The organism is Flavobacterium xizangense, assembly GCF_054075145.1.
This window is the reverse complement of the sequence record NZ_JBSIPG010000015.1, coordinates 15829-40560: the sequence shown is the minus strand read 5'-3', so window position 1 is coordinate 40560 and position 24732 is coordinate 15829. Positions and strand designations below refer to the sequence as shown.

General features: G+C 34.4%; 21 protein-coding genes. 3 read left to right on the top strand and 18 right to left on the bottom strand.

The window, feature by feature from the left end; all coding sequences use genetic code 11:
* Positions 1–484 precede the first annotated feature (484 nt).
* The 12 genes from ACWA1B_RS21185 to ACWA1B_RS21130 form a co-directional block, all read right to left on the bottom strand.
* On the bottom strand, positions 485–949 hold the full coding sequence (locus ACWA1B_RS21185; RefSeq protein ID WP_456910430.1) for a DUF1440 domain-containing protein: 465 nt from the start codon (positions 947–949) through the stop codon (positions 485–487).
* A 34-nt stretch (positions 950–983) separates the two neighbouring features.
* Positions 984–1493 (bottom strand): DinB family protein, encoded by a 510-nt coding sequence (locus ACWA1B_RS21180; protein WP_456910428.1) that lies wholly within the window; start codon positions 1491–1493, stop codon positions 984–986.
* A gap of 22 nt (positions 1494–1515) precedes the next feature.
* Positions 1516–1890, bottom strand: coding sequence for a VOC family protein (locus tag ACWA1B_RS21175; RefSeq protein ID WP_456910426.1), 375 nt, complete (start codon positions 1888–1890; stop codon positions 1516–1518).
* 73 nt (positions 1891–1963) lie between these two features.
* Positions 1964–2173, bottom strand: coding sequence for a hypothetical protein (locus tag ACWA1B_RS21170; protein WP_456910424.1), 210 nt, complete (start codon positions 2171–2173; stop codon positions 1964–1966).
* A 12-nt stretch (positions 2174–2185) separates the two neighbouring features.
* Positions 2186–2566: a DoxX family protein gene (locus tag ACWA1B_RS21165; RefSeq protein WP_035650975.1), complete on the bottom strand. Its 381-nt coding sequence runs from the start codon at positions 2564–2566 to the stop codon at positions 2186–2188.
* 283 nt (positions 2567–2849) lie between these two features.
* The gene (locus tag ACWA1B_RS21160) at positions 2850–3590 is read right to left on the bottom strand and encodes a GNAT family N-acetyltransferase (RefSeq protein WP_456910422.1); all 741 of its coding nucleotides are present in this window, start codon (positions 3588–3590) and stop codon (positions 2850–2852) included.
* A gap of 69 nt (positions 3591–3659) precedes the next feature.
* A complete protein-coding gene (locus ACWA1B_RS21155) occupies positions 3660–4265 on the bottom strand; it encodes a Crp/Fnr family transcriptional regulator (protein WP_456910420.1) in 606 nt (201 codons plus the stop codon).
* A gap of 198 nt (positions 4266–4463) precedes the next feature.
* On the bottom strand, positions 4464–5882 hold the full coding sequence (locus tag ACWA1B_RS21150) for a TolC family protein (protein WP_456910418.1): 1419 nt from the start codon (positions 5880–5882) through the stop codon (positions 4464–4466).
* Between the two features lie 332 nt (positions 5883–6214).
* A complete protein-coding gene (locus ACWA1B_RS21145) occupies positions 6215–9379 on the bottom strand; it encodes an efflux RND transporter permease subunit (RefSeq protein WP_456910416.1) in 3165 nt (1054 codons plus the stop codon).
* 11 nt (positions 9380–9390) lie between these two features.
* A complete protein-coding gene (locus ACWA1B_RS21140) occupies positions 9391–10608 on the bottom strand; it encodes an efflux RND transporter periplasmic adaptor subunit (RefSeq protein WP_456910414.1) in 1218 nt (405 codons plus the stop codon).
* A gap of 243 nt (positions 10609–10851) precedes the next feature.
* The gene (locus ACWA1B_RS21135) at positions 10852–11445 is read right to left on the bottom strand and encodes a TetR/AcrR family transcriptional regulator (RefSeq protein ID WP_456910412.1); all 594 of its coding nucleotides are present in this window, start codon (positions 11443–11445) and stop codon (positions 10852–10854) included.
* Positions 11446–11759: 314 nt separating this feature from the next.
* On the bottom strand, positions 11760–12665 hold the full coding sequence (locus ACWA1B_RS21130) for an SMP-30/gluconolactonase/LRE family protein (RefSeq protein WP_456910410.1): 906 nt from the start codon (positions 12663–12665) through the stop codon (positions 11760–11762).
* Positions 12666–13070: 405 nt separating this feature from the next.
* Here ACWA1B_RS21130 and ACWA1B_RS21125 point away from each other — a divergent pair, with 405 nt between their 5' ends.
* The 3 genes from ACWA1B_RS21125 to ACWA1B_RS21115 all read left to right on the top strand — a co-directional run bounded on the left by ACWA1B_RS21125 (position 13071) and on the right by ACWA1B_RS21115 (position 16523).
* Entirely contained in the window at positions 13071–14507 is a 1437-nt protein-coding gene (locus tag ACWA1B_RS21125) for a gluconokinase (protein WP_456910408.1), read from the top strand.
* 308 nt (positions 14508–14815) lie between these two features.
* On the top strand, positions 14816–15259 hold the full coding sequence (locus ACWA1B_RS21120) for a cupin domain-containing protein (protein ID WP_456910406.1): 444 nt from the start codon (positions 14816–14818) through the stop codon (positions 15257–15259).
* Between the two features lie 286 nt (positions 15260–15545).
* The gene (locus ACWA1B_RS21115) at positions 15546–16523 is read left to right on the top strand and encodes a 3-keto-disaccharide hydrolase (RefSeq protein ID WP_456910404.1); all 978 of its coding nucleotides are present in this window, start codon (positions 15546–15548) and stop codon (positions 16521–16523) included.
* A gap of 289 nt (positions 16524–16812) precedes the next feature.
* Here the strand turns inward: ACWA1B_RS21115 and ACWA1B_RS21110 are convergent, their stop codons facing one another.
* The 6 genes from ACWA1B_RS21110 to ACWA1B_RS21085 form a co-directional block, all read right to left on the bottom strand.
* Positions 16813–17130, bottom strand: coding sequence for a GIY-YIG nuclease family protein (locus ACWA1B_RS21110; RefSeq protein ID WP_456910402.1), 318 nt, complete (start codon positions 17128–17130; stop codon positions 16813–16815).
* 217 nt (positions 17131–17347) lie between these two features.
* Positions 17348–17761, bottom strand: a complete 414-nt coding sequence (locus ACWA1B_RS21105; protein ID WP_456910399.1) for a hypothetical protein — start codon at positions 17759–17761, stop codon at positions 17348–17350.
* A gap of 295 nt (positions 17762–18056) precedes the next feature.
* Positions 18057–18743: a hypothetical protein gene (locus tag ACWA1B_RS21100; protein WP_456910397.1), complete on the bottom strand. Its 687-nt coding sequence runs from the start codon at positions 18741–18743 to the stop codon at positions 18057–18059.
* A 33-nt stretch (positions 18744–18776) separates the two neighbouring features.
* A complete protein-coding gene (locus ACWA1B_RS21095; protein ID WP_456910395.1) occupies positions 18777–20015 on the bottom strand; it encodes a DUF6161 domain-containing protein in 1239 nt (412 codons plus the stop codon).
* 347 nt (positions 20016–20362) lie between these two features.
* The gene (locus ACWA1B_RS21090) at positions 20363–21451 is read right to left on the bottom strand and encodes an efflux RND transporter periplasmic adaptor subunit (RefSeq protein WP_035651000.1); all 1089 of its coding nucleotides are present in this window, start codon (positions 21449–21451) and stop codon (positions 20363–20365) included.
* Positions 21441–24725, bottom strand: a complete 3285-nt coding sequence (locus ACWA1B_RS21085; protein WP_456910393.1) for an efflux RND transporter permease subunit — start codon at positions 24723–24725, stop codon at positions 21441–21443. The genes ACWA1B_RS21090 and ACWA1B_RS21085 overlap by 11 nt, the downstream gene beginning before the upstream one ends.
* Positions 24726–24732 lie beyond the last annotated feature (7 nt).

Sequence of the window (24732 nt, the reverse complement as noted above, 5' to 3'; positions counted from 1 at the left end):
TATCTAAAATTACTTTAGGAACTAAGCGACTATTGATCCAATCGATCAAAAAATTAACTCAAAAGCATTTATGTGGGAATTTTGTAACAACTATTTGTGAATTGTAAAATGTTATTAATGAATGTTATAAAACCCTAATGTCTCAATAGAAAAACTTTTGGAGTTAAATGAAAATCTAATCAAAAATTACCTTAGAAAAATAATAAAAAGACTATCAAATTTTATTGACAACTGAAATTATGAAGTATGACACATTGGACAGTTAATTTCGTTGTGCTCGCTATTACAGCAGGAACGTTGGGTCGGGAGAAATTGAAAATGAGCTTTCTTTGCTTGGTTGTTTATTTATTGTATTTTCGATATTATGTTATATAACCGTAAATAATAGGAAAGATAAAAGTGACGCATTAAACCAATAATGACTCAAAAAAAAGCGAAACCTTATTTAGGCTTCGCTTTTTTTTAATTTTGTTTTTTTAAGTAATTAACGTAAAGACTGATATTTTTTATGAATAAAAGAAATCGGGATTCCAATACAGAATATCAGAATTATAATAGACAGGAATAGTGGGAAATCTAAGTGTTTTTCTGGCAAAACTGGAAATACAACAGGAAGTACAACCAGATTCATTATAATCCAGACAAATATTCCATAGACAATTCCGGAAAGCAATGCATTCTTTTTCAAAAATGAGAAATACGGATAAATCGTATAATAAAACCATGCAAAAGTAAAAGCGATGAAATAATGTAGCAACAAACCATAAAGCGCCATTTGTGAACCGCCACTGTAGGCCTCTTTTTTAAAGATCCCGCTCGCAATGGATTGTAGAATTTTAATTGCCGTTGTTTTGTTGAGAATCCCTGCATAAATGGTAATTGCTGCAACGATATCTAATGTTCCGGCGATTAATCCGGAAATAAAAATTGCTCCGCTTTTTGATTTCATATAAATAGGTTTTGATTGATTTGAAGCTTTGGAATTATATTTTGGTCAGCATTTTAAAAATAGAATTTAATTGGTGTGTATGTCTTTGCGTATGTACGAGTGCAAAATGGATCCATTCATAAATCGTGAAATTTTCAAAACCCGGAACATGAAAATCCAGACAAGTTTGAGTTAAATCATGCTTTTCAGTTTCTTCAAGCAAATCCGATTCTATTTTTAAGATGGATAAAGTTAATGAATTTTTATTGTAATCTTTTTTTTCCGGTACAAGAAACTCAGGAGAGCTCATTTTGGAATTAAAATTGAGGAAAATAGAATCCAATTGCGATACAAATTCCTCATATTTACGAATGGTTTTTTCTTTATTTCCCCCAAATAATTTTGGATAACCAGAACACGCAAGTATAATATGTTGCGTTGTTTGTCCTGCGGTCCAGCCGTCTTTATAAGGAATTGTATTAAATTCTTCTTCTGAAAATGAAGAAAGTACTTCGTTTAATTTTTTGAATGTTTCAACAATATTTTTTTGGACTTCGGTTTTCATATTATTGATTTTTAAAAGTTGATCAATTTACTGATGTAATCCACCAGACATTTCCAAAAGGATCAATTACGCCACAGGTTCTTCCATACTCCTGATCGCTTAGTTCCATTAAAGAAGTGGCTCCGTTTTCTAAAGCTTTTTTATACGTTTCATCCGCATTTGGAACATAAACAAACAAATTTGCATTTTGTTTTGTCCAGTCTGTTATTTCATCGGTAACCATTATGGTGCTTCCGTTGAGTGTAATTTCGGCGTGCATAATGGTTCCGTCTTCACGAAGGGATTTGGAACTCGTTTCATCTGCTCCAAAGACATTTTTTGTGAAATCTATAAATTTAGATGCGCCTTGCAAAATCAAATAAGGCATTATCGTTTGATGCTCTGCTGGAATATTCATTTTTTCAAAAAATTAAGTAAATTAAAAGTACAATTTTATTTTATAATATTTTGTAATTCAGTAAATTATGAATCTAAAGAAGTGTTTCGCACTGATACCCACAGGAATTTAGAAGTTCAATTACGCTAGCATTGCAAATAGATGCCGCCTGGATACGAAGAATTTTATCGCAATCTTCTAAATCAAAATTGATAATGCTGTTTGGAAAATGTTCAAGAAGTTTCCCGACAATCAGATTCGATTGTTCAACTTCCTGAACATTTGTTTTGAAAACCTCAATCATCACAACATAAGGTTATAAGGCAATATTTTTATAACGCTCAATCTTATGATAATAGATATATGAAATGGCTAAAATCAGTAAGATGATCAATGGGAAAAAACTTTGAAAGTTAACTCCATCAACTGCAAAATGGCTAATTGAAGCAAAGATAAAATCGAATCCGAATCCGGCGTATGCCCATTCTTTTACATTTTTTGGAACCTGAGGAATGACTAAAGCTAAAACGCCCAATACTTTGAAAACGACTAAAGCATTTCCAAAATATTCCGGATAACCTAAATGTCTGATTCCTTCTTTGGCCAATTCAGTTTGCGAAGTAAGTGCGGGCATAACTCCTTCGAATAAGAAAATTAGAATTGTCGTAGTCCAAAAAATAATTTTTGCTTTTTTCATGTGGTTTTGTTTTTAAATAGTTATTAGTTAATGTCTTACAAACTTAATAAACTTATTTTTTCTCCGAACTACACATTTACGACTATTTTAGGGGCATTTGAGACAATTCAAAGGTTCAAAGTGACAAAAGTGACAAAGCTTCAGAGGCTTTTTTATTGTTGTGAGGGAATTACCACGTTTAGTTTTGTTTTCCTGAGCGAAGTCTAAGGATCACATAGGGACTCCACAAAGATTGTCGATTTTGGGTGTGGGGCTTCGACTTCGCTAAGCCTGACATAAAATGCTAAAAATTGGAACTTAAAAAGTAATTCGTAATGAAAAACAAATCCTCAAAACCTAATCTTCGATAGATGTTTTTTCCTAAAGCTGATGCTTGTAATTGTGCATATTCGCAATCAGCATCAATAGCTTCATTGATGGCAAATTTCATGATTTCTTCGGCAAATCCTTTTTTACGCATTTCGGGAATAACACCAACTCCGTGAATTCCCATGATATTTCCGGTTTGAAAAAGCGTAAGGGTTCCAATTGGTTTTTCTTCGAAATGAACGAGATAAAATTTGGCATTTTGATAATTTGATACCAATGTTTCCTTACTGATTACATAATTAAAAGATAACGGATAAATATCAGACCATGTTTTGGCATCTTCTTCCTTTAAAACTCTTTTAAAAGTAAGATTATTTTCCGGTTGAAATTTTTCATCCAATTTTAAAGCCATTGCTACAAGTTGGTTTCGAATCTCAAATCCGTTTTTCTCAAGAATTTCATTTGAATTACTTCCGAAAATATCCCAATACGGAATCACTAAACCTGGATTTTTTTCAATTGTTTCCATAATTTGCGAAAGATTTTTTTCTGTAATATCTTCTCTAAACCATAATCGGTTTGGCCAGCCTGAGTTTTTTATCTGACTAAATTCAAATGGATCATTTTTATGGTAAGATAGGAGCGGAGTGGCAACCGTTTTCCAAAGCGTTGTAAGATTGTCGATATTATCTTTGATGAGGTTTATATTTTTCATTGTAATGTCAAATTAATTATAAAACAAAGATAAACGGGCAATGTAAGGAAAGCCTTTACATATGTTGATTTACAAAACTTTTTCAAGATTTTTTCTAATTCGGCTTAATTGTGTTGGTGTAATGCCTAAATGCGAGGCAACATGCAATAACGGAACGCGATCTGCAATATTGGGATGTTTCTCTAAGAAACTTAAATATCTTTCAGTTGCATTTTGCATAACGAGAGCAATCTCTCTTTGTTCTTTTTCAATAATCCAGTTTTTTTCCAAATAAGCAATATAGAAGGTTTTAAGATCATCATTTTCGTTAATCAACTGGGTATATTTTTTGTAATTAAGAGTGATTAAAATGCAATCTTCTAAAGCTTCGATCGTAAAGCTGGAAGGAGTTTGCAGTATTGATGAAACTTTAGAGCATGCAAGTTTGTTTTCGAAAAAAAGGTTTTTGTTATAGAAATTTCCTTGTTCGTCTGTAATAAAAGTTCGCAGAATTCCTTTTGCAATAAAATAAAGATTTTTACAGATTTCCCCGTTTTCTAATACTATTTCTCCTTTTTTGATGGTCTGGAAATGTGCCAGGTTCTCAATTAATTTCCATGATCTTTCAGAGATAGGAGCATAACTTTCGAAATATAGTTTTAGATTGTTGAGGTAATTCTGTTGGTCAGTGGTCATTTTTTTTGCTTTTGCGAAAGACTAAAATTAGATAAGTTTTTTGTTAAAACAAAGCTTTGCGACTTCGCGTCTTTGCGAGAGATTCAATAGCATAAAATTTTTTGAGTCCTTTGCGGTTAAAAACAAAAAAACGCCATGAAACCAAAAAGTCTCACAGCGTTTTCATCTCAAAAAATAAATAATTAACGGGTATGGGTATTATTTCCAGCCACCTCCGAGTGCACGATACAGTTCCGTATTGGCTGTTAATTGTTGTCTTTTTATGTCTGCTAATTCTAATTCACTTTGCAATAAATTAGCCTGTGCAGTTAAAACTTCAAGATATTCTGCCATTCCGTTTTTGAAAAGCAGATTAGCATTTTTAATAGCTTGTTGAAGTGTTTTTACTTTTTCTTGAAGAAAAGTTTCCTGTTGTTGCAATTTTTCGTTTACCACCAAAGCATCAGCAACTTCGCTTACAGCAATCAAAACCGATTGTCTGAAATTTAAAACTGCTTTTTCTCTTTCGGCAACAGCGATATTATATTGCGTTTTTAATCTTTTATTATTTAATAAAGGTTGAGTCAAACCTCCGGCAACTGTTCCAAACAAAGAAGCTGGAATAGTAAACCAAGTGCTGGTTTCAAAAGAATTTACTCCGCCTTGAGCTGTAATTCTCAACGTCGGATATAAATCTGCTTTTGTGATTCCAACATTTGCATTTGCAATTTTCAAAGCCAATTCGGCACTTTTAACATCTGGTCTTCTGCTTACTAATGAAGATGGAATTCCCACTGAATTGTTATTTTTAACCGGAACTGAACTTAAAAGAACTGTTCTTTGTTTTGATGTTGGAAACGAACCGGTCAAAACACTCAAAGCATTTTCCTGAATCGCAATGTTTTGTTCCAATAACGGAATTAATTGTGCCGAGTTTAATTTCTGTGCTTCAGATTGCTGAATGGCTAATGACGTTATTTGTCCCGCATCATATTTTAACTTGATGATATTGGTTGTACTGTCATTTAATTTCAGGTTTTGTCTCGCAATATCCAATTGTGCATCCAGCATCAAAAGATTATAATATCCTCTTGAAACATTGGCAACTATATTAGTCTGCAAAGCTTTTTTCACTTCTTCAGACTGAAGATATCCTGCAAAAGCACCTTTTTTCTGATTTTTGATTTTTCCCCAAATATCAGCTTCCCAGGAAAGTGTCGCTCCAGCTGAATAATCATCGATATGTTTAGCACCTAAAGCCTGATTCAAGTTCATTCCTGTAAAACTATTGTCTGACGGATTGCTTGAACTTGCATTTACAGCTAAGTTAATCTGAGGAATATTTCCCCATTTTGACTGCGTGAATCGGTATTGTGCAATTTCAATGTTTTTAGTAGCAATCTGCAAATCGTTATTTCTTGCGATGGCGCTGTCAATCAATTGAACAATATCTTTTTCGGTATAGAAATTTTTCCACTCCAAATCGCCAATACTGGTTGTATCTTTTGAAACAGCTGCATTCCTGAAATTCTCAGGAAATGCATCTTTTGGTGTTTCAATATCCTTTGATACCTTACAGGATATTAAGGTCGTGATCAGAATGGCGAAGACCACGATTTTGGTTATATGATTTTTCATTGTCTTTTTATTAGATTTCTTTATCCGTTACGCGTAAATTCTTTAACACATAGAAACATAGTTCATTAAAAGTTTTAAAAAAGGCGTTTTACTAATTTCAATTCACATAGTTTAGCTATGTGTGGAAACTTGTTTCTTTTATTTTCTTTTGTTGGACATAGACAAAAATCTATGTTTCTATGTGTTAAATTTTATTTTTAAATTTCACGCAAAGGAGGTTAAATTTCTGTACAAGTATCTTTTCTAGTTTCAAGATCTTTTGAGATTCTGTACGATATATATGCGATGCCAACTATTATGGTCACCAAGATTGTCGTTATATAGTTTTCCATTTATTTTTCTTCGTTATGAATTACTGCTACTGGTTTTCCAGTAACTTTTTCTTGTAAATGTTGGAATACGATGAATAAAACCGGAATAATAAATAATCCGAGAATTACTCCAGAAAGCATTCCGCCCGCTGCTCCAATACTGATCGAATGATTTCCTTGAGCCGATGGTCCTTTGGCACTCATCATTGGCACTAAACCAACCACAAAGGCTAGGGAAGTCATGATAATTGGTCGCAAACGTAATTTTGCTGCGTCGATTGAAGCTCGTACTAAAGCTTGTCCTGATTTTCGTTTCTGTACCGCAAATTCCACAATCAAAATGGCATTTTTGGCGAGAAGTCCGATAAGCATTACAAGTGCAACCTGAACGTAAATGTTGTTTTCAATTCCGGTCAAGCCGATAGCTACAAATACTCCAAAAATACCTGCAGGGATTGATAAGATTACAGCCAATGGCAGAATATAACTTTCATACTGTGCGGCAAGTAAGAAATAGACGAATATCAAACACAGTAAGAAAATTGTTGCCGACTGTCCTCCAGAAGAAATCTCTTCGCGAGTTTGTCCTGAAAATTCATAACCATAACCTGCAGGAAGCTGTTGTGCTGCAACTTCTTCAATCGCTTTAATGGCGTCTCCAGAACTAAATCCAGGTTTCGGAATCGCATTAATCGAAATTGAGTTGAACAAGTTGTAACGTGAAGCGGTTTCAGATCCATAAACACGAGTCAGTTTTACTAAAGTGTTTATCGGAACCATTTCGCCTGTTTTGTTTTTTACAAAAACTCGGTCAATTGATGATGGATCAGCTCTGTCGGCAATATCAGCCTGAACTACAACTCGATAATATTTTCCGAATCTATTAAAATCGGAAGCCTGAGCACTACCAAAATAAGTCTGCATCGTTTGTAAAATGTCTTTTACATTTACACCTAACTGATTTGCTTTTTCATCATTGATATCCAATTGCAATTGCGGATAATCGGCTTTGAAACTAGTAAAGGCTACAGCAATTTCTGGGCGTTTCATTAATTCTCCAATGAAATTCTGAGAAATTCCGCTGAATTTATCCAGTTTTCCTCCGGTTTTATCCTGAAGCACTAAATCTAAAGCTTCAACATTACTAAATCCGGGAACAGTCGGGAAACTGAAAACGAAGAAACTTCCGCCTGAAATACTACCCAATTTACCACGAACCTGATTCATGATTTCGTCGATGTTTTTCACTTCGCCTCGGTCTTCATTTGGTTTAAGCAATACGAAAACTACTGCTGAAGAAGGGCTTGTAGAATTTGTCAATAAGTTGAAACCTGAAATTGCGGTTACAAATCGTGATGCATCTAAACCTCTTAAAGTATTTTCTGCTTCCGTCATTACTTTTTGAGTTCCGTCAAGAGATGTTCCAGATGGTGTATTTACTGCAATCGCAATAAATCCTTGATCTTCAGTTGGAATAAATCCTGCTGGAGTTGTTTTTACCAATATAACAGTTGCTATTGTAATTGCAGCTAATCCGCCTAAACTCAACCATTTTTTTCTGATTAAGAATTTAATTCCGCCCACATAACGATTCGTAAGCGATTCAAAACTGCTGTTGAAAGCGGTAAAGAATTTTTCTTTAAATCCTTTTTTCTCGTAAGGCGCATTTGTGTCGTGAGCACTATGATTATCTTTCAAAAATAATGCAGCAAGTGCAGGAGACAATGTCAAGGCATTAACAGCTGAAATTACAATTGCAATCGCCATAGTAAAGGCAAACTGACGATAGAAAACTCCTGTTGAGCCTTCCATAAAACCAACCGGCAGGAATACAGCAGCCATTACCAGCGTAATCGAGATAATAGCACCCGTTATTTCGTGCATTGCTTCATGTGTGGCTACTTTTGGAGATAAATGCTTATGCTCCATTTTCGCATGCACGGCTTCTACGACTACAATCGCGTCATCCACCACAATACCAATCGCCAGAATTAATGCGAAGAGCGTTAGAAGGTTGATTGAGAATCCGAATAACTGCATGAAGAAGAACGTTCCTAAAATTGCTACAGGTACAGCAATAGCCGGGATTAATGTTGATCTAAAATCCTGAAGGAAAATAAATACCACAATAAATACTAGTATAAAAGCTTCTAATAAAGTGTGTTCAACCTGTTCAATTGATTGATCCAGAGATACTTTTGTACTATAGAAAATATTATGTTTTATTCCTTTTGGGAAATCTTTAGAGGCTTTTTCCATCATTTTATTGATGGCAATCTGAATGTCATTTGAGTTGGAACCCGCTAACTGAATAACTCCAATTACAACTCCTTTTTTACCATTTAAACGTGTTAAACTGTTATAAGAATATGCACCTAATTCAACTCTTGCAACATCTTTTAAGTGAAGAACAGAACCGTCAGGATTAGAGCGAATTGCGATATTTTCATAATCCTCTGGTTTAGTTAGTTTTCCTTTGTATTTGATTACATATTCAAAAACTTCTTTGCTTCGTTCACCAAATTTTCCCGGAGCAGCTTCCAAACTTTTATCCTGAATGGCGCTCATGATTTCGTTTGGCGTGACTTTGTAAGTTGACATTTGCGTTGGATTCAACCAAACACGCATAGAATAATCTTTTACACCACCGAAAATACTGGCAGAACCAACACCCGGAATACGTTTTAATTCCGGAATAATATTAATCTGTGCATAATTGGCAACAAAAGTTTGATCGTATTTTGATTCATCTTCGGTATACATACCAATCGCCATGATGAAACTGTTTTGTTGCTTAGCTGTAATAACACCTTGCTGTACAACCTCTGCAGGAAGTTGGCTGGTTGCTTGAGCAACTCTGTTTTGAACGTTAACTGCAGCCTGGTCGGCATCTGTTCCTAATTTGAAGAAAACAGTGATAGCCAAACTACCGTCATTACTCGCAGTAGAACTCATGTAAGTCATGTTTTCTACACCATTTATAGATTCTTCCAAAGAAGGTGCAACAGAACGCAAAACCGTTTCTGCGTTTGCTCCCGGATATACCGCCGTTACCAAAACCGATGGAGGCGCAATATCAGGAAATTGCTGTAAAGGCAATTTAGTCAAGCCAAGTACTCCCAGAATTACCAATAAAATGGAAATAACGGTTGCTAGTACAGGCCTTTGTATAAATATTTTGAACATTGTCGTTTTTATTATTTTTGATTAATTACTTGGGCAACTTTAGTTGATTTTTCAGGTTGAATAACCTGTCCTTCCTGAAGTTTGTCAATACCGCTCAAAACGATTTGGTCACCCGATTTTACACCATCTTTGATTAGATAGTTAACACCACTTTTACCAGCAATCGTGATAGGCATTTTGCTTACTTTATTGTCTTTGCTTACAGTGAATACAAATATTTTATCCTGCATTTCAATTGTAGCTGATTGTGGAACTAAAATTGCATCGTCGTGCTGAACGCCTAAACGGATTCTTCCTGTATTTCCAGAACGTAAAATTCCGTTTGCATTTGGGAAAGTTGCTCGTACAGTAATAGCACCGGTAGTTTTATCAAACTGACCGTCAACCATATCAATTTTTCCGGTTTGCGGATATGCATTGTTATCTGCTAAAACTAAAGTTACAGGAGGCAATTTTCTGATTTTATCACCAATAGTATTCCCAGCATATTGTGCTTTGAAGTTGATAAAATCTGTTTCTCCAAGAGAGAAGTAAGCGAAAACTTCATGAACATCTGAAAGGTTTGTTAAAGGTTCAACATCTGTAGCCGAAACTAAACTTCCTTGTTTTTTAGGTAATCTTCCAATGTAGCCGCTTACTGGAGCAGTTACTGTAGTATATCCTAAATTGATTCTAGCCGATCCCACCATTGCTTTTGCTTGTTCGATATTTGCAGCAGCAATTTTTTGAGAAGCTTTAGCCGTTTTCAATTGATAATCTGAAACTACTTTATTTTGAACTAATGGAGTCAATTTATCAACTTCTAAGTTAGCGTTGATTAAAGCCGCTTCGGCTGCGTGAAGATTTGCTAAAGCATTGTTCAATTGCTCACGGAAAGGACGTTCGTTTATTTTGAATAAAGTTTGCCCTTTTGTTACATAAGCACCTTCGTCAACATAAACTCTTTCAAGGTTTCCACTTACTTGCGGACGAATTTCAACGTCAACAGTACCTTGTATAGAAGCAGGATATTCAGCATCCGTAGTTGTGTTAGCGCTTGTAATTGCTGCCACAGGTAAAACCGGTGGAGGTGGAGCAGCAGGCGTCTGATTTTTATCAGCACAGCTGCTTAGTACTAAAGCCAGAATAAAGCTGGTTATAATTACATTTTTCATTTTCATATTGGTTTTAATTTGTTGGACATTCATTTGTTTTAAAATCTTTTGCATTCTGACATTCTCAGGATTCATAATTAATTTAATTAAATTATCTAACGTTGTTAAGTTTAAGTGCGCAAATTTGCTTTTTTAAGCTGTTTTTGATTCTGTTTTGAATCGGTATTAAATCATTTATCACTGTTAAGTAAAAGAGTAAAAAAAAGCTCTAATTACGTTAATTAAATTTTCTAACAGTGTTAAGTAAAACTTCTAAAAAAAAGGATTTTAAATTTTCCTTAAATTATTTTACACTGTTAAGTGAAATTGAAAATTTTTTTATTGTATTGATTTGATAATACCGCCAATAGCGTCTTTCAAAATTTGATTGTTGATACTTTCCAAAGCTCCATTTCTGTTGATGATGTTGATCGCAATCAAACCATGAATAATAGAAAAGAAAGTAAAATACTTTTGTTTAATAATTTCCGGATCCGGATTGCTGCTTTTCATGACTTCAGCAATAACTGCTGTGAACATCATATAAGGCGAATCCGAAAGCGAACATTTTTGCGAGCAGCAATTCATCTGAACGCCAAACATTACTTGGTACATTTCGGTATCCGTAAAGGCAAAATCCCAATAGGCCATCCACATGGCTTCTAATTGTTCTTCTGGTTTTTCAAATTTTGCTTTCGCTTTTTCTAATTCTTTTGCCAGTTTAATAAACCCTTGACCAGTCAATTCAGTCAAGATAGCATCTTTATTAGAAAAGTATTCATAAATAATAGGGGCAGTATATTCAATTCTGTCAGCAATTTTGCGCATACTCAAACCATTCCAGCCGTCTTCTTTTACGATGTCATAAGCAGCCCCAAGAATGTTACTTCTTGTCTCTTCTTTTTGTCTTAAAATTCGATCTTTACTAGCCATTTTGATTTAGTATTAAATTGTTTAACACTGTTAGACAAATGTAGGGCAGTTTTTCTGATAATGAAATATTTTTATCATAATATTTTCTTATTGAATCATAGAGAGTATTAAAATACTAGAAAAATAAGGCATTACGAAAGGTTTTATGTTTTTGTAAAATTTCATTTTTAGCAAAATTCAAACTAGATTCGAATCAATTTAAGATGATTTTGAAGTTTTTTGATTCTGAAAAAAGTCTGATTTTCTCTTTGACGAATAAAATTTCAATCAAAATTCTGATTATTGCTAAAAATAAACAAGAGAAATAGGAACGATTATTCCATGCCCCGAATGTTCATTTCTATTGTATAAACACTTTTACCAGCGGTAATAAATAATGTTTTAAATTTTTTTCCTCCAAAACAAACATTAGCTGTCCAAGGTTCAGGAACATCAATATGGGCTATTTTTTCTCCCTTTGAATTGAATACGGTAACTCCGTTTCCGCATAAGTAAATATTTCCGGAAGCGTCTATTGTTATTCCATCTGAACCTGATTCGATAAACAGCGTTTTTTTGCCTAAAGAACCATTACTTTCGATGGTATAAGAATAGGTTTTATTTGCTCCTATATCTGCTACGTATAAGGTTTTACCATCTGAAGTTCCAATAATACCATTCGGTTTTACAAGATCATCGGCAACTTTGATAATTTTGGATTTATCCGGAGCTAAATAGTAAACACTTTCTTTCTCTATTTCTTTGGAGGTGTGCTTCCAATAATCTCTTTGGTAAAAAGGATCTGTAAAATAAATACCACCTTTTGGATCAACCCAAAGATCATTGGGACCATTCAGCCTTTTTCCTTCGAAGTTTTTTAGTATTACAGTATAATTTTTGTTTTGGTCTATTTTCCAAAGTTCATTTTTTTCATCGGCGCAAGCCAAAAGGTTGCCTGCATGATCAAAATACAAACCGTTTGCCCTTCCTGCATTTTCCATAAAAACAGAAAGTTCGCCATTTACCGACCATTTCATGATTCTATTATTAGGCTGATCCGTAAAATAAATATTTCCTTTCTTATCCGCTGCAGGGCCTTCCGTAAAACTGAATTGATCGGATAGTTTTGTGAGAACTGCGCCTTTTGCAATTAAATTATGGTTTTTTTGAGCGTATATAAAATTTGTAAAAGTTAAAGTAATAACAAATATAAGGTATGATTTTATTTTAAGTTGGAGCATTATAAAAAGGTTTAAAAATTGCTTTTGAAGCGTTTTTAAAAGTAGTTTTTATTTCTGATATTCTGCAAAGTTGGGTTAAGATTCTTTTCAGGAGCAGAAATTCCGTTTTCAAAAGAATGTTTTGTCCTGCTCTCCACTATATTCCCGATAAACAAAAACTACGGCTAAAAAGCCTTGTTTTTCTAAATCGGGAGATGCCGTTTCGATCAGGGCTAGGCGAGAAGATCTCTTTTTCATAATTTTCCTAAGCAACTTTAAACGGATTTATTTAACATATTAAATCTGAAATGAGGACTTTTAACGTGTAGAAAGTGATAATTTTACGAGACAAATTCAAAAACAATTAATCAATAATTTAAGTATGTGGCGCTATACAGCGAAGCGGTTCTGTTATACTTTAAATTTATGGATCAAATAAATAATATGGAAGCATTTTATATTGGTATTGACATAGGAACAACAGCCACAAAAGCCGTTTGTTTTGATAAACAGGGAAATGTGCTTCGACAAATTGCTAAGTTTTACGAAATGTATCATCCCAAGCCGGAATGGAGTGTTCAAAAACCGCACGAAATTTTGCAAACCGTAAAGAAATGTATTAACGAGATTACAAACGGAATTCAGCCTCAGTTTATCAGTTTTAGCTCGGCGATGCAAAGTGTCATTGCAATTGATGAAAATGGGAAACCACTGACAGATGCTATTTTATGGGCAGATAACAGAGCTGCGGGAATTGCCGGAAAACTTAAAAATTCAGATCTGGGAAAACACTTTTATCAAAAAACCGGAATACCAATTCATACTTTTTCTCCCCTTACAAAAATTGCCTGGTTCAAAGAATTTGACGCTGAACTATTTTCTAAAACCTATAAATTCATCAGTATAAAAGAATATGTCTGGCATCATTTGACCAATGAATATTATACAGACACCTCAATGGCGTCCGGAACCGGATTGTTAAATATTCATACATTAGATTGGGATGAGGAAGTTTTGGATTTCTTAAACATAAAGCCAAATCAACTATCTAAAGTTTGCGAAGTTACACACCAATGCAAAGGAATTTCAGATGATTTTCTTTATATAATTGGCGGTGGCGACGGTGCATTGGCCAATCTAGGAACAGGCGCCATGAACAAAAATTGTATTGCTTTAACTATTGGTACGAGCGGAGCAGTTCGATTGCCCATTGACAAACCGTATTTTGACGACCAAATGCGTACGCAGTGTTATCATTTGATGGACAATCAATATCTTACTTTAGGCGCTGTCAATAATGGTGCGATAGTTTTACAATGGCTGAAAGAAACTTTGCTAAAAACAGCACAATCTTTAGAAGTTCTTATTGAAGAAGCCGCAAAAATTCCGGCGGGTTCTGATGGACTGCTTTTTGTACCTTATTTATTGGGAGAACGAGCGCCAATCTGGGATGCTTCGGCTAAAGGAACTCTTTTAGGAATGCAGATTACACACACGCAAGCGCACTTGGTACGAGCCACTTTAGAAGGAATTTTATTTGGATTGTTCCAAATCACAGAAATTTTAATTCCGGATCCCGAACATAGAAAAAAAACAAAAGTTATGGCTAGCGGCGGATTTGGTAAAAGCGAACTTTGGCTCCAAATGGTTGCTGATATTTTTCAGATGCAGGTTGAAACTTCGCAAACTATTGAAGGATCTTCTTGGGGCGCTGTTCTTATAGGTTTAAAATCAATCGGCGAGGAGATCACAAATGATAACAAAACCGGACAAATCTATTTCCCTAATACTGAAAATAAAAATGTATATGAAGTTGTGTTCAACAAGTTTAAAAAAGTATATCCTTTACTGAAGGATTTTTAAGAGCCAATATGAATTTGTATCAGAAGCTTTAAAGACATAAAAATTAATTATTGTTGTTATAAGACTGGACGTTAGCTCTTCTTAGAGGGAATTATGGTGGAATGAATCCCATTATTAAACTGTACTGAAGTCCAGCTCTACAAAATAGTTCGAGCCACTGGCTCTTTTTTTGGACGAAATAAAATTCCGAAGGAATGACCCATATCGTAGAGCTGGACTTTAGTCCAGTTTGAGGATGAAAAGAAGTAAAAAAACGAAGGTCCAAATTTGCGTCCCAAAATTTTTCGTAACATTACAGCAAAAAAAAAATGAAACCAACAACTATCATAAAAACCACACTAGCTGTTTTATTCTTCCAGCAAACAGCCTTTTCTCAAGAAGTAAAAAAAGAAACAACTTCGACAGAACCAAAATACACAATCGAAAATTGTGTCAATCACTTTGATTTAAACAAAGCCACAAAAACAAAAGTTGGCTATCAATATTGGTTTGCCAACAAAAACTTTACTCAGGAAAACACACTCAAAATGAGTATAGTAGAACCAGGAAAATCGACACACGCGCCGCATCACCATCCCGAAGAAGAATTTTTCTACATCTTAGAAGGAACAGCAGAATTTTTCCTGGATGGAAAAACCGTTACAGCTGGACCTAACACTAGTTTTTATTGTCCGCCAAATGCAGAACATGGAATTAGCAATGTTGGAAAAACAGATCTGAAATACTTGGTTATTAAGAAGGATTTGAAGTAAATATATTGCAGATATAATAAAAGCTTAAAAAAGTAAATTTCATTTTTTCATAAAATAAAAAAAAAATTCCGAAGGAATGATTCATATTGTAGAGCTGGACTTTAGTCCAGTTTAGATAATGATTTTTACGAAGCAAATTTCCACGTTAATACATTTGTTTTAAGCTGGACTAAAGTCCATCTCTATAATATTGGTCGAGCCTTTGGCTCTTTTTTCAGTCTTAAAGATTTGACTCCAAAATTGATTTCTTTTGAAAATTAATTATCTTTAATATCAAAAAAACTTTATGAACCAGAAAACCAAAACCACAGCATTTCCAAATTTCCGTAACCAGATTTTGATAGTTAGCTTGTTATTGACTCTTTTTGCTAGCCAAGTGAGCAACAATCTTTATGCAGTTGAAAAAGATACTTTAAAAGGCTATTGGGACATAACAATTGATGTCGATGGAAAACCTGCGCCGGCCTGGCTCGAAATCAGACGATCGGGACCAAAAACACTCGTAGGACAATTTATGTGCGTAGTAGGCAGCGCCAGGCCAATATCTGAAATTCATGTCCAGGATCGAAAATTTAGCTTTTCTATACCACCGCAATGGGAGAAAGGAAGCAACGATCTTCGTGTAGAAGGCGAAATTGAAGGTGAAAAAATATCCGGAACCTTACAAACTGTTGATGGAAAAACCCAAACTTGGACTGGTGTTCGTTCGCCTGCACTTCGTCGCACTGCTGCACCTGTTTGGGGTAAGCCGATTCATCTTCTAAATGGTAATTCAATTAAGGATTGGCATACAGAAGGAACGAATCAATGGACTATCGAAAATGGTATTTTGCGAAGTGCAAAATCGGGTGTTAATTTAGTGACCAACGAAAAATTTAATGATTTTAAACTTCATATAGAGTTTCGTATTCCAAAACACAGTAATAGCGGCGTGTATCTTCGCGGTCGTTATGAAGTACAGGTGACAGATGGCAAAGGAATGGAACCTGCTTTAGATCAAATGGGAGCGGTTTATGGACTGCTGATTCCGAATGAAATGGTTGCCAAAGAAGCTGGTGAATGGAACTCGTACGATATTACCCTGATTGGTAGAATGGTAACGGTTGTTGCCAATGGTAAAACAGTAATCAGCAATCAGAATATTCCCGGAATTACTGGCGGCGCTATAGATAGCAACGAGGCCGAGCCCGGACCAATATTCCTTCAGGGAGATCACGGTCCTGTGGAGTATCGCAATATTATTATAACTCCAGCGAAAAATTAAAAGCTTTAGAGGATTTAGATAGAAGTCAGGAGACTTTGAGTTTGTTTAGAATTTCTAAGAACGGATAAAAAAAACGCAAAGTCGGGAGACTTTGCGTAGCGGGTTTTGTAAATCTTCTGCTTGATCAAATGTTTTTATATCAATCATTTATTGGGAATTTTATACTCAAAAATAGGAATATTTTTGTTGAGATTTTGGTTTTCAGATTTTTGAGTTCAGTTTGTCATTTCGACCGAAGGGAGAAATCACACTCGTTGATCGACAAAGATTGTAAGGTATATTTAATTTCTTATTGAAACTGAAAATTAAGAAATTCAAAAGTTTCATTGAAGCTCCTTATCAATTGAATTTTTTTATCTCTTCGCCATTTTTTCAATTCCTTTTCTCTTGCGATTGCTTCTTGTATCCAAGTGAATTTTTCGTAATAAACTAAAAACTGAATATTATATTTTGCAGCAAAACTATTAAAGTTCAAATCTATATTTTCTTTATGCTTTGCAAGTCTTTGTTTTAAATTATTTGTAACACCAATGTAAAAAGATGTTCGATGTTCGTTTGTTATAATGTAGACATAATAGCTATGAATGCCAATTTGAGGATTAAACATATATTTTTGTACGAATATACGTATTTTTGTATTCGATTTTGTCATTTTACACAATAGATTAATGCATACAGTTTGTCATTTCGACCGAAGGGAGAAATCACACATGTTGATCGACAAAGATTGGCGACATACTTTGCGGAGTTTCTAGTGTGATTTCTCCCTTCGGTCGAAATGACAAACTAAACGTAATGACTCATTGCGTTCACGAGCGGGGGTTTTATGGCATAATTTCTTTAATTTCCTTTTCTGAATATTCAAAACTGTCAATTTTTCCATTTCGATGAACAATTTTCACAATAATCTTTTCATAATTGAAAGGAGAATTTATTTTGATAAGGAAATTATAATAATTGAGTGCTATTTTTCCAGAATGAATTTGAATATTTTGCAAATCTTGATCCAATAAATCACTATTGGTTAACGTATATCTATAATTGTTTTTTCCATTTTTATTTTTAATTTCTTCTTGTTGCATCATTTCAGGCCGATATAATTGACCGATCTCTCGGATTTCATAATCAATTTTTGGAGGACCTATTTTTTTTACATTTTGTCTTTCCTGAACTTCAATTTTATTTTCTTTACAAGAGAATAACGTGATTAAAATGGCTAAATAGATATATGTTTTCATATTTTTTGTCGATTGCTGTATTTATGATTTAAGTATTAGTAATAATTTATCCGTCTCCGTAACAGTTTTACACAATATAGTTCATTAATACAAAAAAGCAAACCAATCTTTGTGGGCACGGATTGCAAATCCGCGCTATCGGACTGTAGCCACTCTTTGCGTTCACGAGCGAGACGCTCGCGCCAGCAGGGGGACTTTTAATTCGTTTTTGAATTTTTAAGAACTGATAAAAAAAACACAAAGTCGGGAGACTTTGCGGAGCTGAGGATAATAATTATATAAAATTAGAAAAGGTTTATATTTCATCTAATTCCTCTCTCATCAAAGCAATTAATTCATCATTATATTTTTTAACGATCTTCCCTGATTCTTCTAATTGCCTTTGATTCTCATTTATACTGTGTTTATCATCATTCATTATTAGTGAAGGCAAATCATTTAAAGTTTTATTGCTATCTGCTAGTGTTTTGTCAAAAGCTAAATTCAGCATATCAAGTTTTTGAATTACTTTTTCACTAGCAATTAATCTAATAGTATTAGTTTCCTGTTTAATCCTGACCAAATCTTTACTGGCTTCAAATGTTAACTTTTGCATCTCATTACTCATAGTCGTTATCGCCTTCATTTGATGTTCATGATCTTGAGCATTTAAAAAATCAGTCATAAAATCATTTATGATTAATGTCATTTTATTTTGAGATTTAGTGGTATTATCTTTTGTGAATTGATCTAAAAACTGGAAAAAAGAAACGTATTGATCTCTTTTGCTTTCATATTTATATCTTCTTTTAGAGATTTCCAGTTGATGTTCTTTTTTGAGTTCTTCTAATTCTTTACTATATTTTGATTTTATTTTTTCAGCTTGCTCAATTAACTTTTTATTTTCTGATTTTAAAGCGTCTATTTTTGCTTTCTCTTGAATATAAGTTTTGATATATAAAGCTGAAATAGCAATTATAACTCCAATTAAATATATTTCCATTATTTTGATATGAATATAAGGTTTTAACAAATTTTAGCTTCGCAATTTCTCAATTATTCCTGGCATAGTTGGACTACTATCTTCTTTTAATAAACCTGAATCGGCTCTACTAAAAAGAGATTGTAAAATTAGCTTTTTATCATCATCTCCAACTGCACCTTCTTTTATTAAAGATAAATAATACATTGTTAATTTTTCTCTTTCTTGAGCATCTCTAGCTAAGTGAAAACTTGAAAACATTGCTTTACGTAAAGATTGAATACCAAAAAAGATTATTGAAATAAATGTAATAAAAACGATAGACCACCTAATAGCTGCAGCTTTATCGTCACTAAAAAAACTTGCTAACATACTCTCCGGTGTTTTCCATAAAAGTATATATAGTGAAAAGCCACCTAATAGTATTAATGCAAATAATCCTCTCATAAACATGTGTCCTTCAGCCAATAAATTTTGTGAAGTTTCTTTCCAGTGTTGAGCAGGCGCTTGTAGTTGTAAAAGTTCTTTATATGTTTGTTCGATATTTTTTCTTTCTTCATTTACTTCTTCAGAAAAAGCTTTGGCAGTTATCTGATTTAAACTAAACCATTTGTTTAGTTTTTCTTGATCATCTTTTTTTATTTTATCAGATGTTTTAACAAAGAAATCTATTTTACTTTCTCCATCTTCCAATAATTCTTTTAGTTCTTTATCAGAATCTGAGACATATTTTTCAACTCTGGTTTTTAAAGAATTAAAAGAACTTCTGTCATGGGATGAGCTGTTAATTGATGGACTTTCTCTAAGCTCAAATAATATCCCCATTATAATACCTTTAAAATATTCCTTATTTGATAATGAGGTATGGTTAATTCTTCCAACAAAATAAGAATAGGCAGCATCAAAAAGTTTTGCGGATTCTTTAAAGGCTGAAATTAAAAAAGAAGCTTCACTTGAGTCAGCGGGCATCATTTTTTCATAATCATATGTGCTAATTGAGGATTGTAATTCTGTAATGTATTGATGTGAAGGATTACCATTTTGCATCATTTCAATTAATTGTTCAATCCTTGTTAGAATCGTACCAAAATAATTTTTACTTTTTAATAAATCTGACGGTAGTGCTTCATGCTGATCCCATTTTTTAATTTGATCTTTTACATATCTATACAATGTTGATATATTGTAAGTGTTTTCAAAATTTGAAATTGGAAACCTTAAAGTAAATTGAGAATCTTTAATTTCAATTGCAGCATCAGATTTTAAAAATTTATTTATCTCTTGAATAGTCATAATCAGTATTTGTTGTTTACTAAGGAGGGCAACTAAATAATTTTTAGGTTATTGATTCAAAAATATCAATTTAAACATATAAATAAGTACGTGTTTTTACCTGTTTATTGAATGAAAATCCAATTTTTATGCTCTAAAATGAGACTAAAAACTTTGCGATTCTGCGACTTTGCGAGATTATTTCTTCACCAAAACAAAAAAAAGAGCGGCACTAAAAAATAGCACCGCTCCCTTTTCAAAATAAATTTAATTTTGCATTTTAAAACCAAATCAAATTTTAAAATGCCGCATTAATAAATGCGTACAGTAATTTTGGGTAATCTACTAAAAAGAAGACTAAACGCAGGTTATTCGTTTATTGTATCGCCTTCCTTAGTTTCTTCGCTGGCAATTTTTACCAGTTTATCTTTTAGAGTCAAATCACCGAAAATTTCAATTTTATCGTCGATTTCTCTTCCTTTTTTAATGTCAACTCTTGTGGCTTTGTGGTTTACCACTTTTACCACATATATTCCTTCTGCAGAACTTACTACCGCTGATTTTGGCACTACAAATGTGCTGTCTTTCGCGTTAAGCGGTAATAAAACTTCGGCAACCATTCCTGGCAACAAATCGCCTTTTGTATTGTGAACGTCCATTTCGACTCTTTCTGAGCGTAATTTTAAATCTAGAGCGCCAGACATTCTGGTAATTGTTGCTTTAAAAGTCTCTGGCAATGATTTTACGTTGAAACTCATTTCGTCGCCTTGGTGCAAGTATCCCGTGTACAATTCCGGAACCGAAACCGCTAAACGCAATTTGCTTTGTTCCTGAATCGTTAATAAAGGCAAATCAGAACCTTTTCCTGACGGACCAACAAATGTTCCTAAATTCACATTTCTAGCCGCTACAACACCGTCAAACGGCGCACGAATTTCTAAATAACCTCTTATAATCGAAATTTCTTTGTGCGCTGCAATTGCGGCTTGATATTGTGCGTAATCTGAGTTTTTCTTTCCGTTTGCCATTTCTAAATCATTTTTGGAAATAGTTCCTTCCACTTTGCTCGTTTCATACAAACGGTTGTATGTGCTTTTGCTTGTTGCATAAATCGCTTCCATCGATTTTAATCTCGATTCGGCTGCAGCCAATTGCGAACTGATTTCAGGTGCTTCCAAAACAATCAAAAGTTGTCCTTTTTTTACTTTGGAACCAATATCAACTTTTAAATCTTTTACGAAACTGCTCACTTTTGCATATAAATCTACTTGTTGAAAACCAGTCAATTCTGCTGGTAAACGCAATTCGGTAGTCAGTTTTTCTTTTTCTAAAAGAAAAGTTTCTGTTTTAGGTTCGATTTCTGCCGTAACAACTTCTTCTTTTTTAGAATTACAGCTGTTCAGGAAAAATAATGCTGAAAAAAACAGCGCGCTATATTTTATAATTTTAGTGTTCATTTTTTGGTTTTAAAGATGAGATATAATGGATGCTTTCTTCGTCTTCAGGATCTAAAGAAACAGATTGTGTTGTTGTTTTTTCTTGTGCCCACGCAAATATCTGCGGAAGGATTAACAGTACGGCAAAAGTAGAGAATAATAATCCACCGATAACCGCTCTTCCTAACGGAGAAACCTGATCACCTCCTTCGCCGTGTCCAATCGCCATTGGTAACATTCCCATAATCATCGCAACTGATGTCATGATAATCGGACGAAGACGCAATGCAGCTGCTTCACGCGCCGATTCTAATGCATTTCCATTTCGTTTTCGCAATTGTTCGGCATTGGTAACCAATAAAACGGCATTTGCAATCGAAACCCCAACCGACATGATGATTCCCATGTACGATTGTAAATTCAATGTTGAACCAGTTAATGTCAGCATTATTAAGGCTCCCAAAACTACCGCCGGAACGGTTGTTAAAATAACCAACGAAACTTTGAATGACTGGAAATTAGCGGCCAACATTAAGAAGATTACAAAAATGGCAACCAATAATCCTACTTGTAAACTGCTTAATGTTTCCTCCAATACTTTACTCAAACCAATTGGCGTAATGAATAACCCCCTAGGTAATTCTCCCAATGAATTTATAGTTGCAGCAACATCTTTTGACGCGGTCCCCAAATCGGTCTGGTTGATGTTTGCTGTAACGGTAATGTACGGCATTGCCCCTAAATTGTCATTTTCACCGCTGACAAAGCTTGGTGTAATTTTAGCAACGTCACTTAAAACTGGACGAAGAGAGTTTTTCAATACTGGAATTTCTCCAATATCGGTTTTGCTTTTCATTTTGTTCAATGGCACTTGTACCTGAACGTTGTATGATAATCCGGCTCTTTCATCGACCCAGGTATTTTTTTCGGTATATCTTGATGATGAGGTTGAAGCTACAAGTGAACGCGAAATATCGTTCATATCAACGCCTAATTCGGCGGCACGCGTTCTGTCAATATCGATATTCATTGCTGGATAATGAATTGGTTGTCCAATTTGAACGTCTCTAAAATAGGAAATTGCCTTTAGTTTTTCAACAATTTGATTGGCGTATAATTCATTTCTTTTTTTGTCTTTTCCAGCAATTCGAACTTCGATTGGAGTAGGAGAACCTTGGCTTAAAACTTTATCAGTCAATTCAATTGGTTCGAAAGAAAGTTTAGTATCAGGCAATACTTTTTTAAGTCTTGCTCTAAATTCATCTTTAAAGTCATCCATGTCTGCGTGATATTCTTTCAAACTCACTTGGAAAACCGCTTCGTGAGAACCTGCCATGAATAAATAAATTGGGTTGATTGAAAATAGAGAAGGGTGCTGGCCGACATAAACAGAGGAAATTCCGATATGTTCTTTTCCAACCATTTTTTCCAGTTCTTTCAAAACAATTCTCGCTTGTTCTTCTGTTCTTTCTAAACGCGTTCCGTCAACAGCGCGTATTCTCAACTGAAACTGACTTGAATTGGTTCTTGGGAAAACATCTTTTCCAATAAAAGTAATTAATAGAATAGCTAATGCCGTAGCAGAAATTAAATACGTAATACTTGTTATTTTTTTATGAATGAATAAACGATCCAGCAATTTCATAAAACGGACTTTGAATCGCTCAAACGGACTTATTTTTCCGTTTTGATCAGTATCCAATCTTTCAACCATTACTTTTTTCTGCGTAATCAAATCTTGTTCAGATTCTGGCGTCAGTCCGCAAGCGTTAAATTCTGCTTCATCATCTGTGATTTCAGGCGTATGTTCGTGTTTTTCATGTCCTTTCATCAACCAGTTTGCCATTACAGGAACAAATGTCTGAGAGAGTAAAAAGGAAATTACCATTGAAAAACCAATTGCTAAAGCCAAAGGCAAGAACAACGCTCCTGGAATACCAACCATTGTAAATGCCGGAGCAAATACGGCCAAAATACAAAGCAAAATCAATAATTTAGGCAACGCAATTTCCTGACAGGCGTCCCAAATGGCAAGTGCTTTTGGTTTTCCCATATCGAGATGCTGGTGAATATTTTCAATTGTTACGGTACTTTCATCCACCAAAATACCAATTGCCAAAGCCAATCCTGATAATGACATCAAGTTGATCGTTTGACCGAATAATTTTAGGAATAAAACTCCAGAAATAATCGAAATCGGAATTGTCAAGATTACAATCAAAGCCGCACGACGGTCGCCAAGGAATAATAAAACCATTAATCCGGTTAAAACTGCTCCAATAATTCCTTCAGTAATCAAACTTTTTACCGAGTTGATTACATAAACGGATTGGTCAAATTCGTATGATAATTTTACGTCTTCAGGAAGTGTGCTCTGTATTTTTGGCAATTCAGCTTTTAATTTCTGAACTACATCCCAAGTTGAAGCATCTCCGGCTTTTGCAATACTGATGTAAACTGAACGTTTTCCGTTTACCAAAGCATAACCCGCAGTAATATCGGCACCGTCTTTTACAACTGCTACATCACCTAATTTTAGGTTTTGAACACTTCCTTTAAATAGTGGAATATTTTCAAAATCTTTAATTTCTTTAATCGTATTGTTTGTTGGCGTAATATAGTTTTTGTCGCCCATACGAACGTTTCCTGATGGCGCCGTCTGGTTGTTTAAACGAATCGCCTCTACGATTTGATCTGGCGTCATATTGTGAGAACGCAATAAATCGGGATCTACGTTAATCTCAATAGTTCTTGGACTTCCTCCAAACGGAGCTGGCGATAATAAACCAGGAATTGAAGTAAATGAAGCACGAACATAAACGTTGGCCAAATCCTGCAATTCATTATTTGATCTGATTTTACTGCTCAAAACCAATTGTCCGATTGGTAATGAAGAAGCATCAAAACGAATGATAAACGGAGGTTGTGTTCCCGGAGGGAAAACCGCCTGAATTCTGTTTGAAAGCGCACTCAACTCGGCAGCAGCCTGAGCCATATTTGTACCTTCGTAATAGGTTAATTTCATAATCATTAACCCCTGAATATTTTTGGTTTCTACCGATTTTATACCATTCGAGAAAGGCAAAACATTCACGTAGTTTTTGGCAAAATAAGCCTCCATTTGATCAGGTGTATAACCTCCAAACGGATGCGCAATATAAATTACCGGCAAGTTCATTTTTGGCAAAATATCTACCTTAATGTCCTTGATGGCACCAATTCCGAAGAAAAATAAACCCGCAACCAATACTAAGATGGAGATGGGCTTGCGGAGTGCAAAACGTATTAAATTCATTTGGCTT